Genomic DNA, 15,466 nt, shown 5'->3' on the forward strand with positions numbered 1-15,466 from the left:
TGAATGGTCGCCCCAAAGAACGGCTCCACAGAACCGTTGAATTTCAATCCGGCCGGACCCTAGACCATTTTTGCTTCAGGTCGGAACGACCTGAATCCAAAAAATGGTCGAGATCCCTACTGGAGCCCGTCCGTGCGGCGGAACCGAAGTCCACTTCCGCTTGACGGCCTCTAGAGGGTCAACCGCGCGCCCGCAACGCAGGCTTTACTGCGCGACGGGCTTTTTCGAGAAGTAGGTCTCGACTTCGGCAGGAAAACGGCGGCTCCGGACGTCCGCGGCGTATGCGCCCACGGCCCGGTCGATCTCGCTCTTCAGATCCGCGTAGCGGCGGACGAATTTCGGGGTCCAGTCGAACACGCCCAGCATGTCGTGGACCACCAGAATCTGCCCGTCGCAGGCGGCGGAGGCCCCGATGCCCACCGTCGGCTTGTCGATGGCCTCGGTGATGTCGCGCGCCAGCCCCTCGGCCACACCCTCGATGACCACGGCGAAGGCGCCGGCGTCGGCGGTGGCCTCGGCCTCGGCGATCACCCGCAGGCGCTCTTCCTCGGTTCGGCCCTTGGCCTTGAAGGCGCCGTCGGTCAGCACCGCCTGCGGACGCAGACCCACGTGCCCCATCACCGGAATGCCGCGCTGGACCAGATAGGCGATGGTCTCGGCCACCGTCGGGCCGCTTTCCAGCTTCACGCCCTGGGCGCCGGTTTCCTTCATCACCCGCGCGCAGTTCTCGTAGGCGACTTCCTTGGCGCCTTCATAGCTGCCGAAGGGCATGTCGATCACGACCATGGCGCGCTTCGAACCGCGCATGACCGCCTGACCATGCAGAATCATCATCTCCAGCGTCACGCCGACCGTGTTGGGCAGGCCGTGCACCGCCATGCCGACGCTGTCGCCGACCAGCAGCAGGTCGCAGTGGGCGTCCAGAATCTCTGCGGTCGGGGCGTCGTAGGCGGTCAGGCAGACCAGCGGCTCCCCGCCCTTGCGGGCCCGGATATCGGGCGCGGCGAGGCGACGGACGGTTTCCTGCTTCTGGCTGGACATGGGGAGGCTCCGGTTCAGGACATCGCCTAGATAGGCGTCCGGAGCCCCACCGTCACCTCACACTTCCTGGGACAGACGCAACAGCCCGATCGACGCCACCGCGATCAGACCGGCGGCGGCCACCCAGAACATCTGCATTCCGCCGACCGGCGCCAGATCCATCGAACCCAGCCCGAAGCGATCCAGTCCATCCTGCAGGACCGATTGCGCGTTGACGCTGGCGGCCTGAAGCCCATGCCCCACCAGCGCCGCGGACTCGCCCGGCTCCGCGCTGAGACGAACCGTCAGCACCTCGCGCGCCGCCACGCCCAGACCCAGCACGCTGGCGAGGCCCAGAATGAGAAAGCGAAGGCGGGAACCGCGTTGCAGACGCTGCTCGACTTCCGCCGTGAACAGCGGCGCGTCCGGCAGGGACGGCGCCCGGGCGAACAGGCGCTCGATCGCCGGATCGAACTCTTCAGCCGACATGCTGCGTCCTCCCCATTGAGTCTGCGGGCTGTAGCCGCGCGCGGAGTTTATCCAGACCACGTTTGACATGAGACTTCACCGTGCCGAGTGGCAAATTCAGGGCCGTGGCGATCTCCGGATGCGCCATCCCCGCGCCGTGGCACAGGGACACGCACAGCCGTTCGACCTCGCTCAACCCCTTCAGGGCTTCATCGAGGTCCATCAGCCCGCCCGGATCGGGCGCGGCGATGACCTCTTCGGTTTCGACTTCAGCGACATAGCGGGCTTCCTTGGCCACCCGCTTGATGTAGAGGCGGGCCGCGATGCGCTTCACCCAGGCGGCGAAAGTGCCCTCGCCGCGAAACTCGGCGCAGCGTTCGAACGCCTGGATGAAGGCGTCCTGTGCGATGTCGTCCGCCAGCGCGGGCTGGGCGCCCATCCGGCGCAGCAGGCCGCGCACGGCCGAGCCGTGACGCCGCACCAGCTCGCCGAACTCCCGACGTCCGCCCGCCGCCGCTGAGGCGGCGAGCTCGACATCGTGCCGATCTACCAGGGCCTGGGCCATGAGGGTTCCCCTGTCCTGCCCGACCTCAGTCCTTGTTCTTGTTGAAGAAGCCCAGACCCAGGAAGGCCACGCCGACGGTGGCCGGGATCGCCGAGACCGCGAGCATGCCGTACATGATCTCTTCCTCGAAGAAGGACAGAGCCGCGCCGCACAGCGCCAGACCGACGGAGACCGCCAGCAGGATCACGCCCAGGCGGATGTCGCGGGTCGCGGACGGCGGGCGATGGATCGAGGCGCTCATCGATTCGATCACATCAGCCGGCAGGGGCTGCCCTTTCTCGATGGCGGATCGAAGGGTGGTCTGGATCTCCCGTTGCGCCTTGACCTTCTGCATCGTCTGGAAACCGACGATGGCGACGATCATGATGAAGGGGGACAGCGGGATCAGAAGTTCAAAGTCCATGACGACGACCTTTTTGAATGTCTTGAACCGGAGCCTGACGTTCCGGCCTTCTGACGACAAGAGGCGGCGATATGGGCGTATGGATGCGAACCTTCGCGTGAAACTTTCGTAAGGCGGCGCGAGCGCGCTAGAGAGGGCGAAACAGGGAGTATCGTTATGATGGATCGCCGCACGGTTCTGGCCGGAATGGCCGCCGCCCCCGTGGCCGCCTGCGCCTCCACCCCGGCGCCCGTCACCGCCCAACGCACCCTGCGGTTGGCCACCTTCAACATCTGGCACAACATGGGCGACTGGGCCGCCCGGCAGCCCCTGCTGATCGAGGCCGTGCGCGCCGCCGACGCCGACGTCATCGCCCTGCAGGAAGTGCTGGAAGACGCCGCCGTCGGCCTGCCCAATCAGGCGCGGACCTTGGCCGATGCCCTGGGCGGCTATGAGATGCGGTTCGTCTCGACGGACCCGGAGGGCGCGCCGCGCCGCTACGGCAATGCGGTGCTCAGCCGTCTGCCGCTTCTGGCGAGCGATTCGAGGAAGCTCGAGCCGCTGGACGACTATCGCACCGCCCTGCGGGTGCGGGTCGATGTGGGCGGTCGGGCCGTCGATGTCGTGAACACCCATCTGGCCTGGCAGCAGGACGCCCAGGCCGTGCGGGCGCGCCAGATCGCCGATCTGCTGGGCTGGTTGCCGAACGACGCAACCCCGCTGGTGGTCACGGGAGACTTCAACGCGGTGCAGGAAGACGCGGGCCTGAACGTCCTGACCGGCGAACGCTTCTTCAGCGCCCTGCCCCGCGGCGCGGTCCAGACGACGCTGAACCCCGCCAAGGGCCATCCGAACCGGGTCATCGACCACATCTTCGCCGAACGCGCCCGGTTCGCGCCGGGTGTCTGGTCGCTGCTCGGGGATCAGCCGACCGGCGGCGAATATCCGTCAGATCATTTCGGCGTCGCGGCGACCCTGACCCTGCGCTGAAGCAGGCCCGACAGCCAAAGAGCGCCGCCTCCGGCCACGGCGATCAGCCCCAGCACCATCGCCACCGGCGAAAGCACCGGCGCGACCTCGCCCGACAGCCGCATCAGGATCGGCGCCAGCGCCCACAGGACGATGCCCGCGACCGTCAGCCAGGGCAGCATCGCCACGACAGTCAGCCAGGCGCGCCGCCGCGCGACCCGCTCGGCCACATCGGCCTCGAAGGCGTAATCGCGTCGGGGCGGGGCCTCGGCGGCGAACAGGGCGGCGAGTTTCTGTTCAGGCGTCATCGGACCCTCCCAGCGCCTTCAGCAGGCGCGAACGTCCACGGGCAACATGGGACTTCACCGTCCCCAGAGGCAAGCCCAGCGCCAGCGAAACCTCGCCGTGCGACCAGCCGTCGCCCAGACACAGGGCCACGCAGCCCCTGACGTCGGGCGGCAGTTCCGCCATGGCGGCCTGCAAGGCCAGTTTCTCCTCCGGCGACACCCCGGCCGGAAGCTCCAGGCTTTCCAGCCAGCTCGCGTCCCGCGCCGCGCCGCGTCGGGAGCCGCGGATCCGGTCCTGCGCCTTGCGCCAGGCGATGCCGCACAGCCAGGGCCGGACGCCCGCCGGGTCCTTCAGGGTTCGCAGCGAGCGCCAGGCCGCCAGAAAGGCGTCCTGGGCCACATCGTCCGCCTCGGCCCAGCCGCTGCCCAGGAAGCGACGCAGGAAGCCCCGCACCGCCGCCTGATGCCGCTCGACCAGCCGCGAGAAGGCCGCGTCCGAACCGGCGAGCGCGCGGCTCACCAGTTCGGCGTCGCTCAGGGCGCCGTTCACGGTCCGGAATCCCCCCCTTCCGTCCCCTCACCCGCCCCGGCGGCTGGTCAGGGCGCTGATCAGGGCCCAGATCGCCACCGCGCCCATGACGAAGCCCACGATGCTGAAGGCCGTCACCGCGCCGGGGTCGAGGTCCCCGATGACGAAACGCGAGCCCAGGAAGCCGGCGCTCAGGGCCGTGAACAGGCCGAACAGCGACCAGTAGTTCGTCGGGCGCCGCGACGTCGCCGGGGCGCCGTCCCAGTCGTTATCCTCCAGCGGCCGCTGGAGCACCTTCAGCAAGGCCTCCGGCGGCTCCTGCCCCTTCTCCGCATAGGTCTTGATCAGGTTCAGCGCGTCGCGCTGACGGCGGTAGCCGAGATAGCTGTTGTAGGCGCCCATGATCCCGAACCCGATCGGGAAGATCAGCCACCAGAACTGATAGAAGAGGGTTTCCATCGTCATTGCCCCTGTCGGCGGGAGCCTTTCCCCCGCGCTTTCATCCGGTAGTCGCCGTCGCCTGCCGGATTGGATGCGGGACCGGATGATTTTCCACCGGCAGGTTCACGCCGCGCGCCGAACCTCGCAAGGCCCCGCTAGCCGAACGGCCTTCCACGGCGTAGGAATCAGCGAACGCGTCGCTGTCGCCGTCCGCGAACAGCCCGTCCGACATCCCTCCCCTTTTCCGGAGCCGCATCATGGTCCAGGTCACCTATCGCATCGTCGAACACGACGGAGGCTGGGCCTACAAGCTGGGCGACACCTTCTCGGAAACCTTCCCCAGCCACGACGCCGCCCGCGCCGCCGCCGTGACCGCCTCGCGTGAGCAGAAGGTGTCGGATCAGGACGCCTGGATCGAATGGGAAAACACTGACGGACAGTGGATCACCGAGCGCGCAGACGGTCATGATCGCCCGGAGACGAGCGTCGAGGGCTGATTGCCGCAACCGGTTTTTATGATTTCGGACTAGGCGCGGCGATCCATGCCCGCTAGTCGTGCCCCGACTTCAGTGGAACCGGTTACATGCATCAACTGCGCAGCTCAGCCCCTTCCCGTAGAAGACTTCTCGCAGGAGGCGCCATGATGGCCGGAATGATGATGGCTCCCCGTATCGCCGCCGCGAAGGCGCAGGAAAACCTGTCCCGCGTCGACGCCCTGATCGCCCGCATGACGATCGAGGAGAAGGCGGGCCAGCTGAATCTGATGAACGACCCGTTCCGCTGGCGTCCCGAGGGAATCAATCCCGGCGACACCTTCGATTCGGATCAGGCCCAGACCGCCGCCGACATTCGCGCGGGCCGGATCGGCGCCCTGTTCAACGGCGTCGGCGCCGCCTCGACTCGCTATGTCCAGGACATGGCGGTCAAGGAAAGCCGTCTCGGCATTCCCCTGCTGTTCGCGGCCGACATCGTCCACGGCCTGAAGACCACCTTCCCTGTCCCGCTCGGCGAGGCCGCAAGCTGGGATCTGGATCTGGCCGAGCGCACCGCGCGCGCGGCCGCCGTCGAGGGCGGCGCCGCGGGCGTGCACCAGACCTACGCCCCCATGGTCGACGTGGCCCGTGACCAGCGCTGGGGCCGCGTGGTCGAGGGCGCCGGCGAGGACGTCCTGCTGAACAACCTGTTCGCCATCGCCCGCACCAGGGGCTTCCAGGGCGATGACCTGACCCATTGGTCGTCGCTGGTCGCAACGCCGAAGCATTTCGCCGCCTACGGCGCCGCCGAAGCCGGCCTGGACTACAACTCGACCGACATGAGCGAGCAGATGCTGCGCTCGGTCTATCTGCCGCCGTTCAAGGCCGCCTTCGACGCGGGCGCCCTGTCGGTGATGAGCGCCTTCAACGACCTGAACGGCGTGCCGACCAGTGGCAACAAATGGCTGCTGACCGACGTGCTGCACGGCGAGTGGGGCTTCGCCGGCTTCGTGGTCTCCGACTACACCTCCGAGCAGGAACTGATCGCCCACGGCTACGCCGCCGACGGCCGTGACGCCGCGCGTCTGGCCCTGATGGCCGGCGTCGACATGTCGATGAAGAGCGGCCTGTACATCAAGCACATTCCCGAACTGGTCCAGTCGGGCGACGTGCCGGTCGAGCGTGTCGATCAGGCCGTCCGCCGGGTGCTGATGACCAAGGCCGCGCTGGGCCTGTTCGACGATCCCTACCGGGGCTCGGACGTGCGCACCGAGCGCCGCGTCACCGGCAGCCGCGAGCATCTGGACCTCGCCCGCGAGGCCGGCCGCAAGTCCATCGTGATGCTCAAGAACGAAGGCGACCTGCTGCCCCTGCCCAGGACCGGCAAGCGCATCGCCCTGATCGGCCCGTTCGGCGCCGACAAGACCGATGTGTTCGGGCCGTGGTCCGTGTTCAAGGACATGGCGCTGGCGGTGTCGCTGGAAGAGGGCGTGCGCGCCGCGCTCGGCGACGACGCTCACCTGACCGTCGTGAAGGGCTCGGACGTCGAGGCCCCGCTGGCGGGCGGCATCGAGGCCGCCGTCCTGGCCGCCGGGGACGCCGACGTGGTCCTGCTGGCCATCGGCGAATCCAGCGAGATGTCGGCGGAATCCAAGTCCCGCACCGAAATCACCATCCCCGACGCGCAACTGGCGCTGGCCGAGGCGGTCGCCGCCACCGGCAAGCCGGTCGTGGTCCTGCTGCGCAACGGTCGCGGCATGGAGCTGTCGGGCGCGGTCAACGGCGCCGCCGCCATTCTGGTGACGTGGTTCCTGGGCTCCCAGAGCGGCAACGCCATCGCCGACGTCCTGTTCGGCGACCACGCCCCCACCGGCCGCCTGCCGGTCAGCTTCCCCTACAAGTCGGGACAGTCGCCGTTCTATTACGCGCACAAGTCGACCGGCCGCCCCTCGCGCCCGACCGACCGGGAGTTCACCACCAAATTCCGCGGCGTGCCGAACGAGGCCCTCTATCCGTTCGGACACGGCCTGACCTATGCGCCGATCCGCTATTCGGCGGTCACCGTCTCGTCGCCGACGATGACGCGTGACGACGAACTGACGGTCTCGGTCACCCTGACCAACGGCGGCGAGCGCGACGCCTCGGAGGTGGTCCAGCTCTACATCCGCGACCGCGCCGCCTCGATCACCCAGCCGGTGCGCCTGCTCAAGGCGTTCAAGCGCGTGACTGTCCCGGCGGGCGCCAGCGTCGAAACCTCCATGACGCTGAAGTTCGCGGACCTGCTCTTCCTCGGCGGTGACCTGACCCCGACGGTCGAGCCGGGCCTGTTCGACGTCTGGCTGGCGCCCAGCGCCCAGTCGGGCGAACCGGCCCAGTTCACCCTGGTCTGAAGCGAAGCGAAATCGGTCGGGTTGGACAGCGTCCAGCCCGGCTCAGATTTCGCTCCTGAAAACTCCCCTCAGCCGAACACGGCCGCATAGATCTCGGGTTTGAAGCCCACGGTCGTGCGGCCGTCGACGTCCAGCACCGGACGTTTGATCATCGACGGATTGGCCAGCATCAGGCCGATGGCCTTCTCCGCCGTCAGGTCCGCCTTGTCCTCGGGCGGCAAGGCCTTGAACGTCGTCCCCGCGCGGTTCAGCACGATCTCCCATCCGTGCGTCGCCACCCAGCCCGCCAGCGTCTCCCGATCAATCCCGGCCTTCTTGTAGTCGTGGAAGGCGAACGCCTGACCGTTCTGCTCGAGCCAGACGCGCGCCTTCTTGACCGTGTCGCAGTTGGGAATGCCGTAGAGGGTGATGGTCATGGTCGGAGCCTCGCTGTGTCAGGCCCCGCGTCTCCCACAATTCGCGGGCGGCGTCATGCCGCCTAACCCAGCGGCCAGCGCCCCAGCGTGTGATAGACCGAACGCCCCACCTCGCTGTGGATCAGCTCCACCTCCGTCGCGCGCCATGAGATCGGCGCCACGGCCCGATCCGGCAGGCGGGCATCGCCGTACATCAGGGTGACGTGCGGATTGAACTGCGGATTCGACAGCGTCTTCTTCAGGCGACGGTGGATCGCCTCCCACAGGCTCAAGCGGAACGCCTTCAGCGCCTCCACGCCTGCCTCGCCCAGCAGGACGTGCGGATGCTTGCCCGGCGCGCCGCCGAAGCTGCCGACCCGGTCGAACGAGACCACGAAAGAGGGCCGCTCCATTTCGGCGATCACCGCCGACACATCGGCCGCGACATCGGCGCGGATGCTGCCCGCATAGTCGCCGACGTGGATCAGGGTCACATGCAGCCGATCCGACCGGATCTCGCCGCCGCCCAGCCCGTACAGTTCGCGTGATCGGCGACGCACCTCCGCGGCCTGCTCGGCCTGCGCGGCGGGCAGCATCAGGCCGACGAACAGCCTCTCAATGCTCTGCGCGGTTCCGAAGTCAAAGCCGCCCTGCGCCGTCATCATCATCCCTTCAGATCGGCCTTCAGATCGACCGTCAGCCCGAAGCCGCTTCAAAGCAGGCGTCGCCCGCACCGGTCAAAGGAAAGTCGCGTTCAAAAGAAAAGGGCGCTCCGGTTTCCCGAAGCGCCCCTTTTCCAGATTGCGGAAACGCGATTAGCGCTTCGAGAACTGGAACGAACGGCGGGCCTTGGCGCGGCCGTACTTCTTACGCTCGACGACGCGGCTGTCGCGGGTCAGGAAGCCGTGCGGCTTCAGAACCTTGCGCAGTTCCGGCTCGTAGTGGGTCAGGGCGTGCGACAGGCCGTGGCGGATCGCGCCGGCCTGGCCCGACAGGCCCGAACCTTCGACGGTGCAGATCACGTCGAACTGGGTTTCACGCTCGGTGACGACCAGCGGCTGGGCGATCATCATGCGCAGAACCGGACGAGCGAAATACTGCTCCTGGTCCTTGCCGTTGATGGTGAACTTGCCGGTGCCCGGCTTCACCCACACGCGGGCGATCGCGTTCTTGCGCTTGCCGGTCGAGTAGGCGCGGCCTTGCGCGTCCAGCTTCTGGACGGCGGGGGCGGCGTCTTCAGCGGCGCTCGACAGGCCCTTCAGGGCGTCGAAGCCGGTGTTTTCGGTGGTGACGTCGGTCATGCTCAGACGCTCCGGGTGTTCTTGGCCGACTTCGAGGCGAAGTCGATGGTTTCGGGCGACTGGGCGGCGTGGCTGTGCTCGGCGCCGGCGAACAGACGCAGGTGCGTCATCTGCTTGCGGGCCAGCGGGCTTTCCTTCGGCAGCATGCGCTCGACAGCCTTCTCCAGGACGCGTTCCGGGAAACGACCGCCCAGCACCTTGGCCGGGGTGGTTTCCTTGACGCCGCCCGGGTGGCCGGTGTGACGGTAGTACACCTTGTCGGTGTTCTTCTTGCCGGTGAAGACGACCTTGTCGACGTTGGTCACGATGACATAGTCGCCGCAATCGACGTGCGGGGTGTAGTCGCCGCGGTGCTTGCCGCGCAGACGGTTGGCGATGAAGGTCGCGAGACGGCCCACCACGACGCCTTCGGCGTCGATGTGGATCCACTTCTTCTCGACCTCGGCCGGCTTCAGCGAAGCCGTGGTGCTCTTCAGCATAACGAGGAGTCCTTGGGAGACGGGCGAAACGGTGTGCTCTTCCGGCGGACCGGAGGAACGGAAGGCGCGCTGATAGAGGAAGGCGGATCATCGGTCAACGCCGATCTGCGCGCCGGCCTCGCAATATATACCTGTAAAATAACGGAAAAGTCGAAACGGTATTAAAATACCACATCTTTTCGGCGCCCCGTGGGGTGTCGGATGTGGGGTGTGGGGTGTCCCGCGCACTCTCCTGACCCGCCGTCACCTGCACCTCACCCTCCGACACGACACCCGACACCCCACGCCCCACGCCCCACGCCCCACTCCCCCTACGTCCAAAAATGACGTACCGGCGTTCTATCCTGCCTCCATCCCCGGAGGCTCCCATGACCGACGCAGCTCCCCGTCCCGCCCCGACCGACCCCGCCGACGCCGGACAGGCCGTCCTTCCCGACGCCGTCTGGGACGAGGTCCGCGCGGACTATCTGGCCGGCTGGTCCGCGCCCGCCTGTTGCCGCCGCTACGGCGTGGGCTTGAGCACCCTGCGCAAGCGCGCGGCCGAGGAGGGCTGGCGGCGAACCGATCAGCCCTTGACCACGCCCCGGGGGCTGGACCGCGATGACGAGGGGCTGGCGCTGGAGGAGAGCGTCGACGGCGATCTGGAGCAGATTCCGCTGGGCGAGCTGTCGGTCGTCGCCTTCCAGCGGATGATGCGCGCCGTCCTGCACGGCAACGCCATGGAGGCCCTGCGCTGGCGCCGCGTGCACACCGTCATCCAGTCCGAGGCGGCCGAGATCGAGCGGCGTCAGAGGGCCGCGCAGGTCGAGCGTCTTCAGGCCGCCAGCCGCCGCGACCGCGCCTTCGCCGACCGCGTCCTCCAGGGCGCGCGGGCCGATTACGCGGCCTCCCTGATGGACGATCCGATAGACGGCATAGACGACATAGACGGGATAGACGGTGTATTTTCATCGTCTCCGGCGTCTCCCCCGTCCACCGGGGTCCTGCCCGGCCTCCCCGGCGGCGCGCCGTTCGCGGGACCGCCGTGAGGGGTGATCTCACGCCCAAACTGCTATCGTCATTCCCGACGAAAGTCGGGACCCCGCGGCGCCGCGACGGCGGCGACCGAAGGGCGGCGCGAAGCCGCCAAAAACGGCTGCGTGAAGGTTGGCGCACAACCGCTACGGCCTGCGCTCCCGACAGCTTCGCCCTCGCGGGCGCCGCTGGGTCCCGGATCGCGCGCCCGCTACGCGAGCGCTTGTCCGGGATGACGATAGCGGCAAAGCCCCCCAAACCCCACGCCCCACACCCGACACCCCACACCCTCAGGACAATCCGCCGCGCCCACTGTCACAGAACCCTGACCGACGCCCGCCATAAGCGCCGCAGTGTCCTCCCGGAGTGCCCGCCCATGCGTCTGAACCGTCGTAACCTCATGGGAACGGGCGGCGCCGCCCTCGCCTTCTCGGGTCTGGCCCGCCACGCGGCCGCCCAGACCTCCGCCGTTGAAGAGACCTACCTGAACCAGATCCACGGCTACGGCCCGCTGAAGGCCGATCCGAACCGCCTGCTCGATCTGCCCGAGGGCTTCACCTATCAGGTCATCGCCCAGAGCGGCGACACCATGGACGACGGCCTGTTCGTCCCCGGCCAGCCGGACGGCATGGCCTGCTTCCCGCTGGACGGCGCGCAGGTCGCGCTGGTCATGAACCATGAGCTGAAGGGCTCCAGCAGCCTGCACCGCAACCTCGGTCCCGGCGGCCTGCATCAGGAGCGGCTGGGTCAACTGGACGCCTCCAAAGCGTTCGACACCTACAAGGACGGCCGTCCCCTCCCCGGCGGTTGCTCGACCCTGATCTATGACCTCGCCACCCGTCAGGCCGTCAGCCATCGCCTGACCCTCGCCGGCACCTCGACCAACTGCTGCGGCGGCCCGACGCCCTGGGGCAGCTGGCTCAGCTGCGAGGAGACCATCGAGACCCCCGCAGACGCGGACGTGACCAGGGCCCACGGCTGGGTGTTCGAGGTGCCCGCCACCGCCACCGGCCCCGTCGATCCCGTGCCGCTGAAGGCCATGGGCCGCTTCGACCATGAGGCCGTCTGCATCGATCCGCGCACCGGCTACGCCTATCTGACCGAGGATGTGAACGACAGCCTGCTGTACCGCTTCATCCCGAACGTCCCCGGCAAGCTGGCCGAGGGCGGCAAGCTGCAGGCCCTCGCCTGGAAGGGCGCCCCGTCCGCCGACACCCGCAATCAGGACGGTCAGCGCAGCTGGGCCGTCGGCGACTGGCGCGAGATCGAGTGGATCGACCTTCACGACGTGGAAGACCCCGCCGGCGACCTGCGCCGGCGCGGCCACCGCGACGGCGCAGCCCTGATCGCCCGTGGCGAAGGCATCTGGTGGGGCGACGACGAGATGTACTTCACCGCCACCTCGGGCGGTCCGATCCGCGCCGGTCAGGTGATGCGTCTGGTCCCCGGCCTGAACGGCGCCGCCGACCGCCTTCAGCTGTTCGTCGAGAGCGCGGACAGGAAGGTCGCCAACATGGCCGACAACATCACCATCGCGCCCTGGGGTCACCTGATCCTGTGCGAGGACAACTACTCCGACGAGGTCCGCAACCACCTGAAGGGCGTCACGCCCGAGGGCCAGATCTATGTGATCGCCCGCAACGTCTTCCGGGGGAACTCGGAGTTCGCCGGCGCCTGCTTCTCGCCCGACGGCGAGGTGCTGTTCGTCAACATCATGTACCCCGGCATGACCCTGGCCATCCGGGGGCCGTGGGAGAGCGTGCGGGCGTAACCTCAAGCCCTCCCCTCGATGGGGGAAGGGAGACGATGCGATCTAGAACAGCCCGCTCACCCGCGGCCCCGACACGAACAACCGGGGCTGCGACCGGCGGACCAGCCACAGGTTCACCGTCGCGGCCGCCAGCACCAGGGCTGCGCCCGCCTGATGCAGCCCGCCCAGCCACATCGGCACCGCGTGCATCAGGGTGATGACGCCCAGCGCCGCCTGCAGCCACAGGGCCACGGCCACCACGAAGGCGCTCGCACCCAGACCTTCCGCCAGCCGCCAGCGCCAGGCCTGCACCGCATAGATCGTCCCGCCGATCAGCAGGCCATAGGCGAAGATGCGGTGGTTGAACTGAACGAGCGCCTGATCGTGCAGGAAGGCCAGCGCGCCCTTGCCCCACTCCACCGGCGGCAGGAGGTCGCCGTTCATCAGCGGCCAGTCGGTATAGACGAAGCCCGCCTTGGCCCCGGCCACGAGGCCGCCCAGCAGGCACTGGAAGAAGACCGCGCCCAGCAGGATGGCCGCGCCCCGGCTCCAGCCCTCGGGCGAGCGCGAATGCTCCTCCCCGTTCCAGGCCTCCAGCCCGGTCCAGATCAGGCCCATGAAGATGATGAGCGCCAGCCCCAGATGGGTCGCCAGCCGCTCGGGAGCCACGTCCACGCGCTCGCTCAGTCCGCTGGTGACCATCCACCAGCCGATCAGCCCTTGCAGGCCGCCAAGGCCCAGCAGGACCACGCAGCGCAGGATCAGGCGGCGCGGCAGCTTCCGCATCGCCAGGAAGACGAAGAACGGCAGGGCGAAGACCACCCCGATCAACCGGCCCAGCAGGCGGTGGAACCACTCCCAGAAGAAGATGCCCTGGAACTCGGCCAGACTCATTCCCGCATTGACCTGCTGGTACTGCGGGATCGCCTTGTACTTCTCGAAGGCGTCCATCCAGTCGGCGTGGTTCATCGGCGGCAGCGCGCCCATGATCGGCTTCCACTCGGTGATCGACAGGCCTGAGCCGGTCAGGCGCGTCACGCCGCCGACCACCACCATGGCGAACACCATGACCGCCACGGTCCACAACCAGATCGCCACCGACCGGCTCTGATCCCTACCGCCAAAACGCTTCATTCGACGCCTGCCGTTCCGAACGTTACACTGCCGGCCGCGCCACTCGCCGCGCCCGGACCTGTGCGGTATGCCCGTGCATGAGGGCGAGATCGAGTCGCTTTTCGGCGCATCGTCGCCGCACGTGGAGAGGCCGTTTGCAGTACGCCGATATCGTCACCGCCGTCGTGGCCGCCTTCGCCCTCGCCTGGCTGGCCGATCTGCTGACCGGCCGTCGCGGTCTGTTCGCCACCTCGCTTGTCGCGGCCACGGGCGCCGTCGCCGGCTGGTTCCTCGCCGTGCGGGTGTTCGGGGTCTCCACCATGGACGAATGGGGCTGGGTCCTGTGGTCGATGATCGGCTCGGCCGTCGCCCTGGTCGCCTTCTTCCTCTTCCGCAGCAAACGCTGATGGGCGGCAGCACCCGACGCTTCATCGCCATGATCGGCGTTCTGGCCTTTCTGGCCCTGTGGATCTGGGGCGTCATCGCCCTGCGCGGCCTGTTCCCGGCCGGCATGCTGCTGGACCTGCTGTTCTTCGCCGTCGGCGGCGTCGGTTGGGGCGTGCCCCTCTATCCGCTGTTCAAATGGGCCGAGAGCGGCAAGGACTGAGCCGCCCTACGGTCGGGGCACGACCACGGCGTAGGTCGCGTTGGCGGCGTCCAGCACCAGTATCCGGTCCACGAACAGCTTGTTTCCGGTCATTCCGCCCATGCCCGAGGCGCGCATGGCGTTGGCCTGCGCGGCGTCCACGCCCTCCATATAGGCGACCTCGCCCAGCGGGACCGTGGTGTCGCCGAAGCGCGCGACGCTGCCGCTCGGCGCGACATGGGCGGTCAGGGTGCGGCCCCACGAGTTGACCGGGAAGCTGGTCTCGCCCGCCCCGCCGTTCGTCTTGGCCAGCCAGTCCTCATGGCTGGTCAGCAGGGCGAAGGCGCTCGATCCGGTGTCCAGCATGATGTTCTTCGCCTCGCCGTCGATCACCATTCCGGTCAGGATCACGCCGCGCGGGGTGAAGATGAAGGGGATGCTCTGACCGGCCCCGACCAGTCCTTCCGGCGCGGCGGGACCGACGAAGATGCGGTTGCGCGGATAGTCGATCACCAGAACCCGGCCCCGCAGCAGATCGGCGCCGACGGTGCCGATGATGTCGATCCGGTCCGGCTCGTCCCAGGCGATGCCTCCGCTTGACCCGCCCTGAACGACGCGCACGTTCGCGGCCTCGGCCCGCACCTCTCCCATCGAGAAGACGAGGCGGTTCACCGCCCCGTCCGCCCCGGCGGCGAGACCCGGCAGGCGTTCCGTCAGGCTGTCCAGCTTGTCCTTCATCAGCACCGTCGACGGCGCCCCGAGGTCGAACTGCATGTACAGGGTCTTGGGCGCGCCCTCGATCCGGACCGGGACGATCAGCGCGGCGTGCGGCTCAGTCCGGTCGCCGAACCGCGCCGCCTGCCACAGGAAGCCGAACTCACGTCCGTCGTTCCGCAGGGCCAGTTGAGGGGCCGACTGAGGCGACTGCGCCAGCGCCGGGGCCGCCAGCCCCAGGACCGCGACAGTGAACAGGGCCTTCGCCCACGACAGGATGCGCAACATCTCTTCCCCCGACAGCCCTGATCGCCAGCCCGCGATCCTCAAGGGCTAACAGCCGTCCGGTCCGGCGGCACCTTAAACATCGTCCATGAAGCGCCGGCGGACAGCGCTCGAACCGCGCCCGCGGCCTATCAGCCAGATCTTCGCCTGTGGCATCACCGGGGACCGGATTCTCAAGCCCCCTAACAGCTCGACGATCTCGCAGAGGAAACGCCGCGTACCGAGCTAAACTGAGTCCATCACACAGCGGGCCTGAACACCTGGTCCGTTTCCATCCGTGCGGTTGACGGCAGGTTGAAGACCCG

20 protein-coding genes are annotated in these 15,466 nt (G+C 68.2%); 7 read left to right on the plus strand and 13 right to left on the minus strand.

Annotated features, from left to right (window positions below):
- Positions 1-204: 204 nt before the first annotated feature.
- Genes panB through FKQ52_RS08425 form a run of 4 tightly spaced genes read right to left on the minus strand, consistent with a single transcriptional unit; the run spans position 205 to position 2,456 of the window.
- Positions 205-1,041: a 3-methyl-2-oxobutanoate hydroxymethyltransferase gene (panB, locus tag FKQ52_RS08410; protein ID WP_141626772.1), complete on the minus strand. Its 837-nt coding sequence runs from the start codon at positions 1,039-1,041 to the stop codon at positions 205-207.
- A gap of 57 nt (positions 1,042-1,098) precedes the next feature.
- Positions 1,099-1,509 carry a hypothetical protein gene (locus FKQ52_RS08415; protein WP_141626773.1) on the minus strand — a complete coding sequence of 137 codons (411 nt, stop codon included), beginning with the start codon at positions 1,507-1,509 and terminating at the stop codon, positions 1,099-1,101.
- On the minus strand, positions 1,499-2,053 hold the full coding sequence (locus FKQ52_RS08420) for an RNA polymerase sigma factor (protein ID WP_141626774.1): 555 nt from the start codon (positions 2,051-2,053) through the stop codon (positions 1,499-1,501). The genes FKQ52_RS08415 and FKQ52_RS08420 overlap by 11 nt, the downstream gene beginning before the upstream one ends.
- A 25-nt stretch (positions 2,054-2,078) precedes the next feature.
- The gene (locus FKQ52_RS08425; protein WP_141626775.1) at positions 2,079-2,456 is read right to left on the minus strand and encodes a DUF6249 domain-containing protein; all 378 of its coding nucleotides are present in this window, start codon (positions 2,454-2,456) and stop codon (positions 2,079-2,081) included.
- Between the two features lie 156 nt (positions 2,457-2,612).
- Here FKQ52_RS08425 and FKQ52_RS08430 point away from each other — a divergent pair, with 156 nt between their 5' ends.
- Positions 2,613-3,425 (plus strand): endonuclease/exonuclease/phosphatase family protein, encoded by an 813-nt coding sequence (locus tag FKQ52_RS08430; RefSeq protein WP_141626776.1) that lies wholly within the window; start codon positions 2,613-2,615, stop codon positions 3,423-3,425.
- Here FKQ52_RS08430 and FKQ52_RS08435 read toward each other — a convergent pair.
- Genes FKQ52_RS08435 through FKQ52_RS08445 form a run of 3 tightly spaced genes read right to left on the minus strand, consistent with a single transcriptional unit; the run spans position 3,389 to position 4,679 of the window.
- Positions 3,389-3,712: a hypothetical protein gene (locus tag FKQ52_RS08435; RefSeq protein WP_141626777.1), complete on the minus strand. Its 324-nt coding sequence runs from the start codon at positions 3,710-3,712 to the stop codon at positions 3,389-3,391. The genes FKQ52_RS08430 and FKQ52_RS08435 overlap by 37 nt on opposite strands.
- Positions 3,702-4,241: an RNA polymerase sigma factor gene (locus tag FKQ52_RS08440; protein WP_240811597.1), complete on the minus strand. Its 540-nt coding sequence runs from the start codon at positions 4,239-4,241 to the stop codon at positions 3,702-3,704. Before FKQ52_RS08440 ends, FKQ52_RS08435 begins: the two co-directional genes overlap by 11 nt.
- Positions 4,242-4,268: 27 nt before the next feature.
- On the minus strand, positions 4,269-4,679 hold the full coding sequence (locus tag FKQ52_RS08445; protein WP_141626778.1) for a hypothetical protein: 411 nt from the start codon (positions 4,677-4,679) through the stop codon (positions 4,269-4,271).
- A gap of 239 nt (positions 4,680-4,918) precedes the next feature.
- Here FKQ52_RS08445 and FKQ52_RS08450 point away from each other — a divergent pair, with 239 nt between their 5' ends.
- Both FKQ52_RS08450 and FKQ52_RS08455 read left to right on the plus strand, forming a co-directional pair.
- On the plus strand, positions 4,919-5,158 hold the full coding sequence (locus FKQ52_RS08450; protein ID WP_141626779.1) for a DUF2188 domain-containing protein: 240 nt from the start codon (positions 4,919-4,921) through the stop codon (positions 5,156-5,158).
- A gap of 143 nt (positions 5,159-5,301) precedes the next feature.
- Positions 5,302-7,524 (plus strand): glycoside hydrolase family 3 N-terminal domain-containing protein, encoded by a 2,223-nt coding sequence (locus FKQ52_RS08455; protein WP_141626780.1) that lies wholly within the window; start codon positions 5,302-5,304, stop codon positions 7,522-7,524.
- Positions 7,525-7,592: 68 nt separating this feature from the next.
- Here the strand turns inward: FKQ52_RS08455 and FKQ52_RS08460 are convergent, their stop codons facing one another.
- The 4 genes from FKQ52_RS08460 to rplM form a co-directional block, all read right to left on the minus strand.
- Complete coding sequence (locus FKQ52_RS08460) at positions 7,593-7,940, minus strand: arsenate reductase (RefSeq protein WP_141626781.1); 348 nt, start codon at positions 7,938-7,940, stop codon at positions 7,593-7,595.
- Positions 7,941-8,002: 62 nt separating this feature from the next.
- The gene (locus FKQ52_RS08465) at positions 8,003-8,587 is read right to left on the minus strand and encodes a 2'-5' RNA ligase family protein (RefSeq protein ID WP_141626782.1); all 585 of its coding nucleotides are present in this window, start codon (positions 8,585-8,587) and stop codon (positions 8,003-8,005) included.
- A 147-nt stretch (positions 8,588-8,734) separates the two neighbouring features.
- The gene (rpsI, locus tag FKQ52_RS08470) at positions 8,735-9,220 is read right to left on the minus strand and encodes a 30S ribosomal protein S9 (RefSeq protein ID WP_141626783.1); all 486 of its coding nucleotides are present in this window, start codon (positions 9,218-9,220) and stop codon (positions 8,735-8,737) included.
- A 2-nt stretch (positions 9,221-9,222) separates the two neighbouring features.
- The gene (rplM, locus tag FKQ52_RS08475; protein ID WP_141628291.1) at positions 9,223-9,696 is read right to left on the minus strand and encodes a 50S ribosomal protein L13; all 474 of its coding nucleotides are present in this window, start codon (positions 9,694-9,696) and stop codon (positions 9,223-9,225) included.
- Between the two features lie 371 nt (positions 9,697-10,067).
- Here rplM and FKQ52_RS08480 point away from each other — a divergent pair, with 371 nt between their 5' ends.
- Entirely contained in the window at positions 10,068-10,727 is a 660-nt protein-coding gene (locus FKQ52_RS08480) for a hypothetical protein (protein WP_141626784.1), read from the plus strand.
- 362 nt (positions 10,728-11,089) lie between these two features.
- Entirely contained in the window at positions 11,090-12,484 is a 1,395-nt protein-coding gene (locus FKQ52_RS08485; RefSeq protein ID WP_141626785.1) for an alkaline phosphatase PhoX, read from the plus strand.
- A 42-nt stretch (positions 12,485-12,526) separates the two neighbouring features.
- On the opposite strand, the gene FKQ52_RS08490 is transcribed toward FKQ52_RS08485, so the two are convergent.
- Positions 12,527-13,597: a COX15/CtaA family protein gene (locus FKQ52_RS08490; protein WP_141626786.1), complete on the minus strand. Its 1,071-nt coding sequence runs from the start codon at positions 13,595-13,597 to the stop codon at positions 12,527-12,529.
- Positions 13,598-13,731: 134 nt separating this feature from the next.
- On the opposite strand from FKQ52_RS08490, the gene FKQ52_RS08495 reads away from it, so the two are divergent.
- Both FKQ52_RS08495 and FKQ52_RS08500 read left to right on the plus strand, forming a co-directional pair.
- Positions 13,732-13,983, plus strand: a complete 252-nt coding sequence (locus FKQ52_RS08495; protein ID WP_141626787.1) for a transglycosylase — start codon at positions 13,732-13,734, stop codon at positions 13,981-13,983.
- On the plus strand, positions 13,983-14,183 hold the full coding sequence (locus FKQ52_RS08500; protein ID WP_141626788.1) for a DUF2842 domain-containing protein: 201 nt from the start codon (positions 13,983-13,985) through the stop codon (positions 14,181-14,183). Before FKQ52_RS08495 ends, FKQ52_RS08500 begins: the two co-directional genes overlap by 1 nt.
- A gap of 6 nt (positions 14,184-14,189) precedes the next feature.
- Here FKQ52_RS08500 and FKQ52_RS08505 read toward each other — a convergent pair whose 3' ends face one another.
- On the minus strand, positions 14,190-15,164 hold the full coding sequence (locus tag FKQ52_RS08505) for a hypothetical protein (RefSeq protein WP_141626789.1): 975 nt from the start codon (positions 15,162-15,164) through the stop codon (positions 14,190-14,192).
- Between the last annotated feature and the right edge of the window lie 302 nt (positions 15,165-15,466).

Source organism: Brevundimonas sp. M20 (genome assembly GCF_006547065.1).
GTDB lineage: Bacteria > Pseudomonadota > Alphaproteobacteria > Caulobacterales > Caulobacteraceae > Brevundimonas.

Excerpts from the sequence above, each read along its gene's own strand:
- panB (WP_141626772.1), bottom strand. The coding sequence starts at position 1,041 with ATGTCCAGCCAGAAGCAGGAAACCGTCCGTCGCCTCGCCGCGCCCGAT.
- FKQ52_RS08485 (WP_141626785.1), top strand. The coding sequence starts at position 11,090 with ATGCGTCTGAACCGTCGTAACCTCATGGGAACGGGCGGCGCCGCCCTC.
- FKQ52_RS08460 (WP_141626781.1), bottom strand. The coding sequence starts at position 7,940 with ATGACCATCACCCTCTACGGCATTCCCAACTGCGACACGGTCAAGAAG.
- rpsI (WP_141626783.1), bottom strand. The coding sequence starts at position 9,220 with ATGACCGACGTCACCACCGAAAACACCGGCTTCGACGCCCTGAAGGGC.
- FKQ52_RS08455 (WP_141626780.1), top strand. The coding sequence starts at position 5,302 with ATGATGGCCGGAATGATGATGGCTCCCCGTATCGCCGCCGCGAAGGCG.
- FKQ52_RS08450 (WP_141626779.1), top strand. The coding sequence starts at position 4,919 with ATGGTCCAGGTCACCTATCGCATCGTCGAACACGACGGAGGCTGGGCC.
- FKQ52_RS08490 (WP_141626786.1), bottom strand. The coding sequence starts at position 13,597 with ATGAAGCGTTTTGGCGGTAGGGATCAGAGCCGGTCGGTGGCGATCTGG.
- FKQ52_RS08465 (WP_141626782.1), bottom strand. The coding sequence starts at position 8,587 with ATGATGATGACGGCGCAGGGCGGCTTTGACTTCGGAACCGCGCAGAGC.
- FKQ52_RS08500 (WP_141626788.1), top strand. The coding sequence starts at position 13,983 with ATGGGCGGCAGCACCCGACGCTTCATCGCCATGATCGGCGTTCTGGCC.
- FKQ52_RS08435 (WP_141626777.1), bottom strand. The coding sequence starts at position 3,712 with ATGACGCCTGAACAGAAACTCGCCGCCCTGTTCGCCGCCGAGGCCCCG.
- FKQ52_RS08420 (WP_141626774.1), bottom strand. The coding sequence starts at position 2,053 with ATGGCCCAGGCCCTGGTAGATCGGCACGATGTCGAGCTCGCCGCCTCA.
- FKQ52_RS08505 (WP_141626789.1), bottom strand. The coding sequence starts at position 15,164 with ATGTTGCGCATCCTGTCGTGGGCGAAGGCCCTGTTCACTGTCGCGGTC.
- FKQ52_RS08430 (WP_141626776.1), top strand. The coding sequence starts at position 2,613 with ATGATGGATCGCCGCACGGTTCTGGCCGGAATGGCCGCCGCCCCCGTG.
- FKQ52_RS08480 (WP_141626784.1), top strand. The coding sequence starts at position 10,068 with ATGACCGACGCAGCTCCCCGTCCCGCCCCGACCGACCCCGCCGACGCC.
- FKQ52_RS08415 (WP_141626773.1), bottom strand. The coding sequence starts at position 1,509 with ATGTCGGCTGAAGAGTTCGATCCGGCGATCGAGCGCCTGTTCGCCCGG.
- FKQ52_RS08445 (WP_141626778.1), bottom strand. The coding sequence starts at position 4,679 with ATGGAAACCCTCTTCTATCAGTTCTGGTGGCTGATCTTCCCGATCGGG.
- FKQ52_RS08425 (WP_141626775.1), bottom strand. The coding sequence starts at position 2,456 with ATGGACTTTGAACTTCTGATCCCGCTGTCCCCCTTCATCATGATCGTC.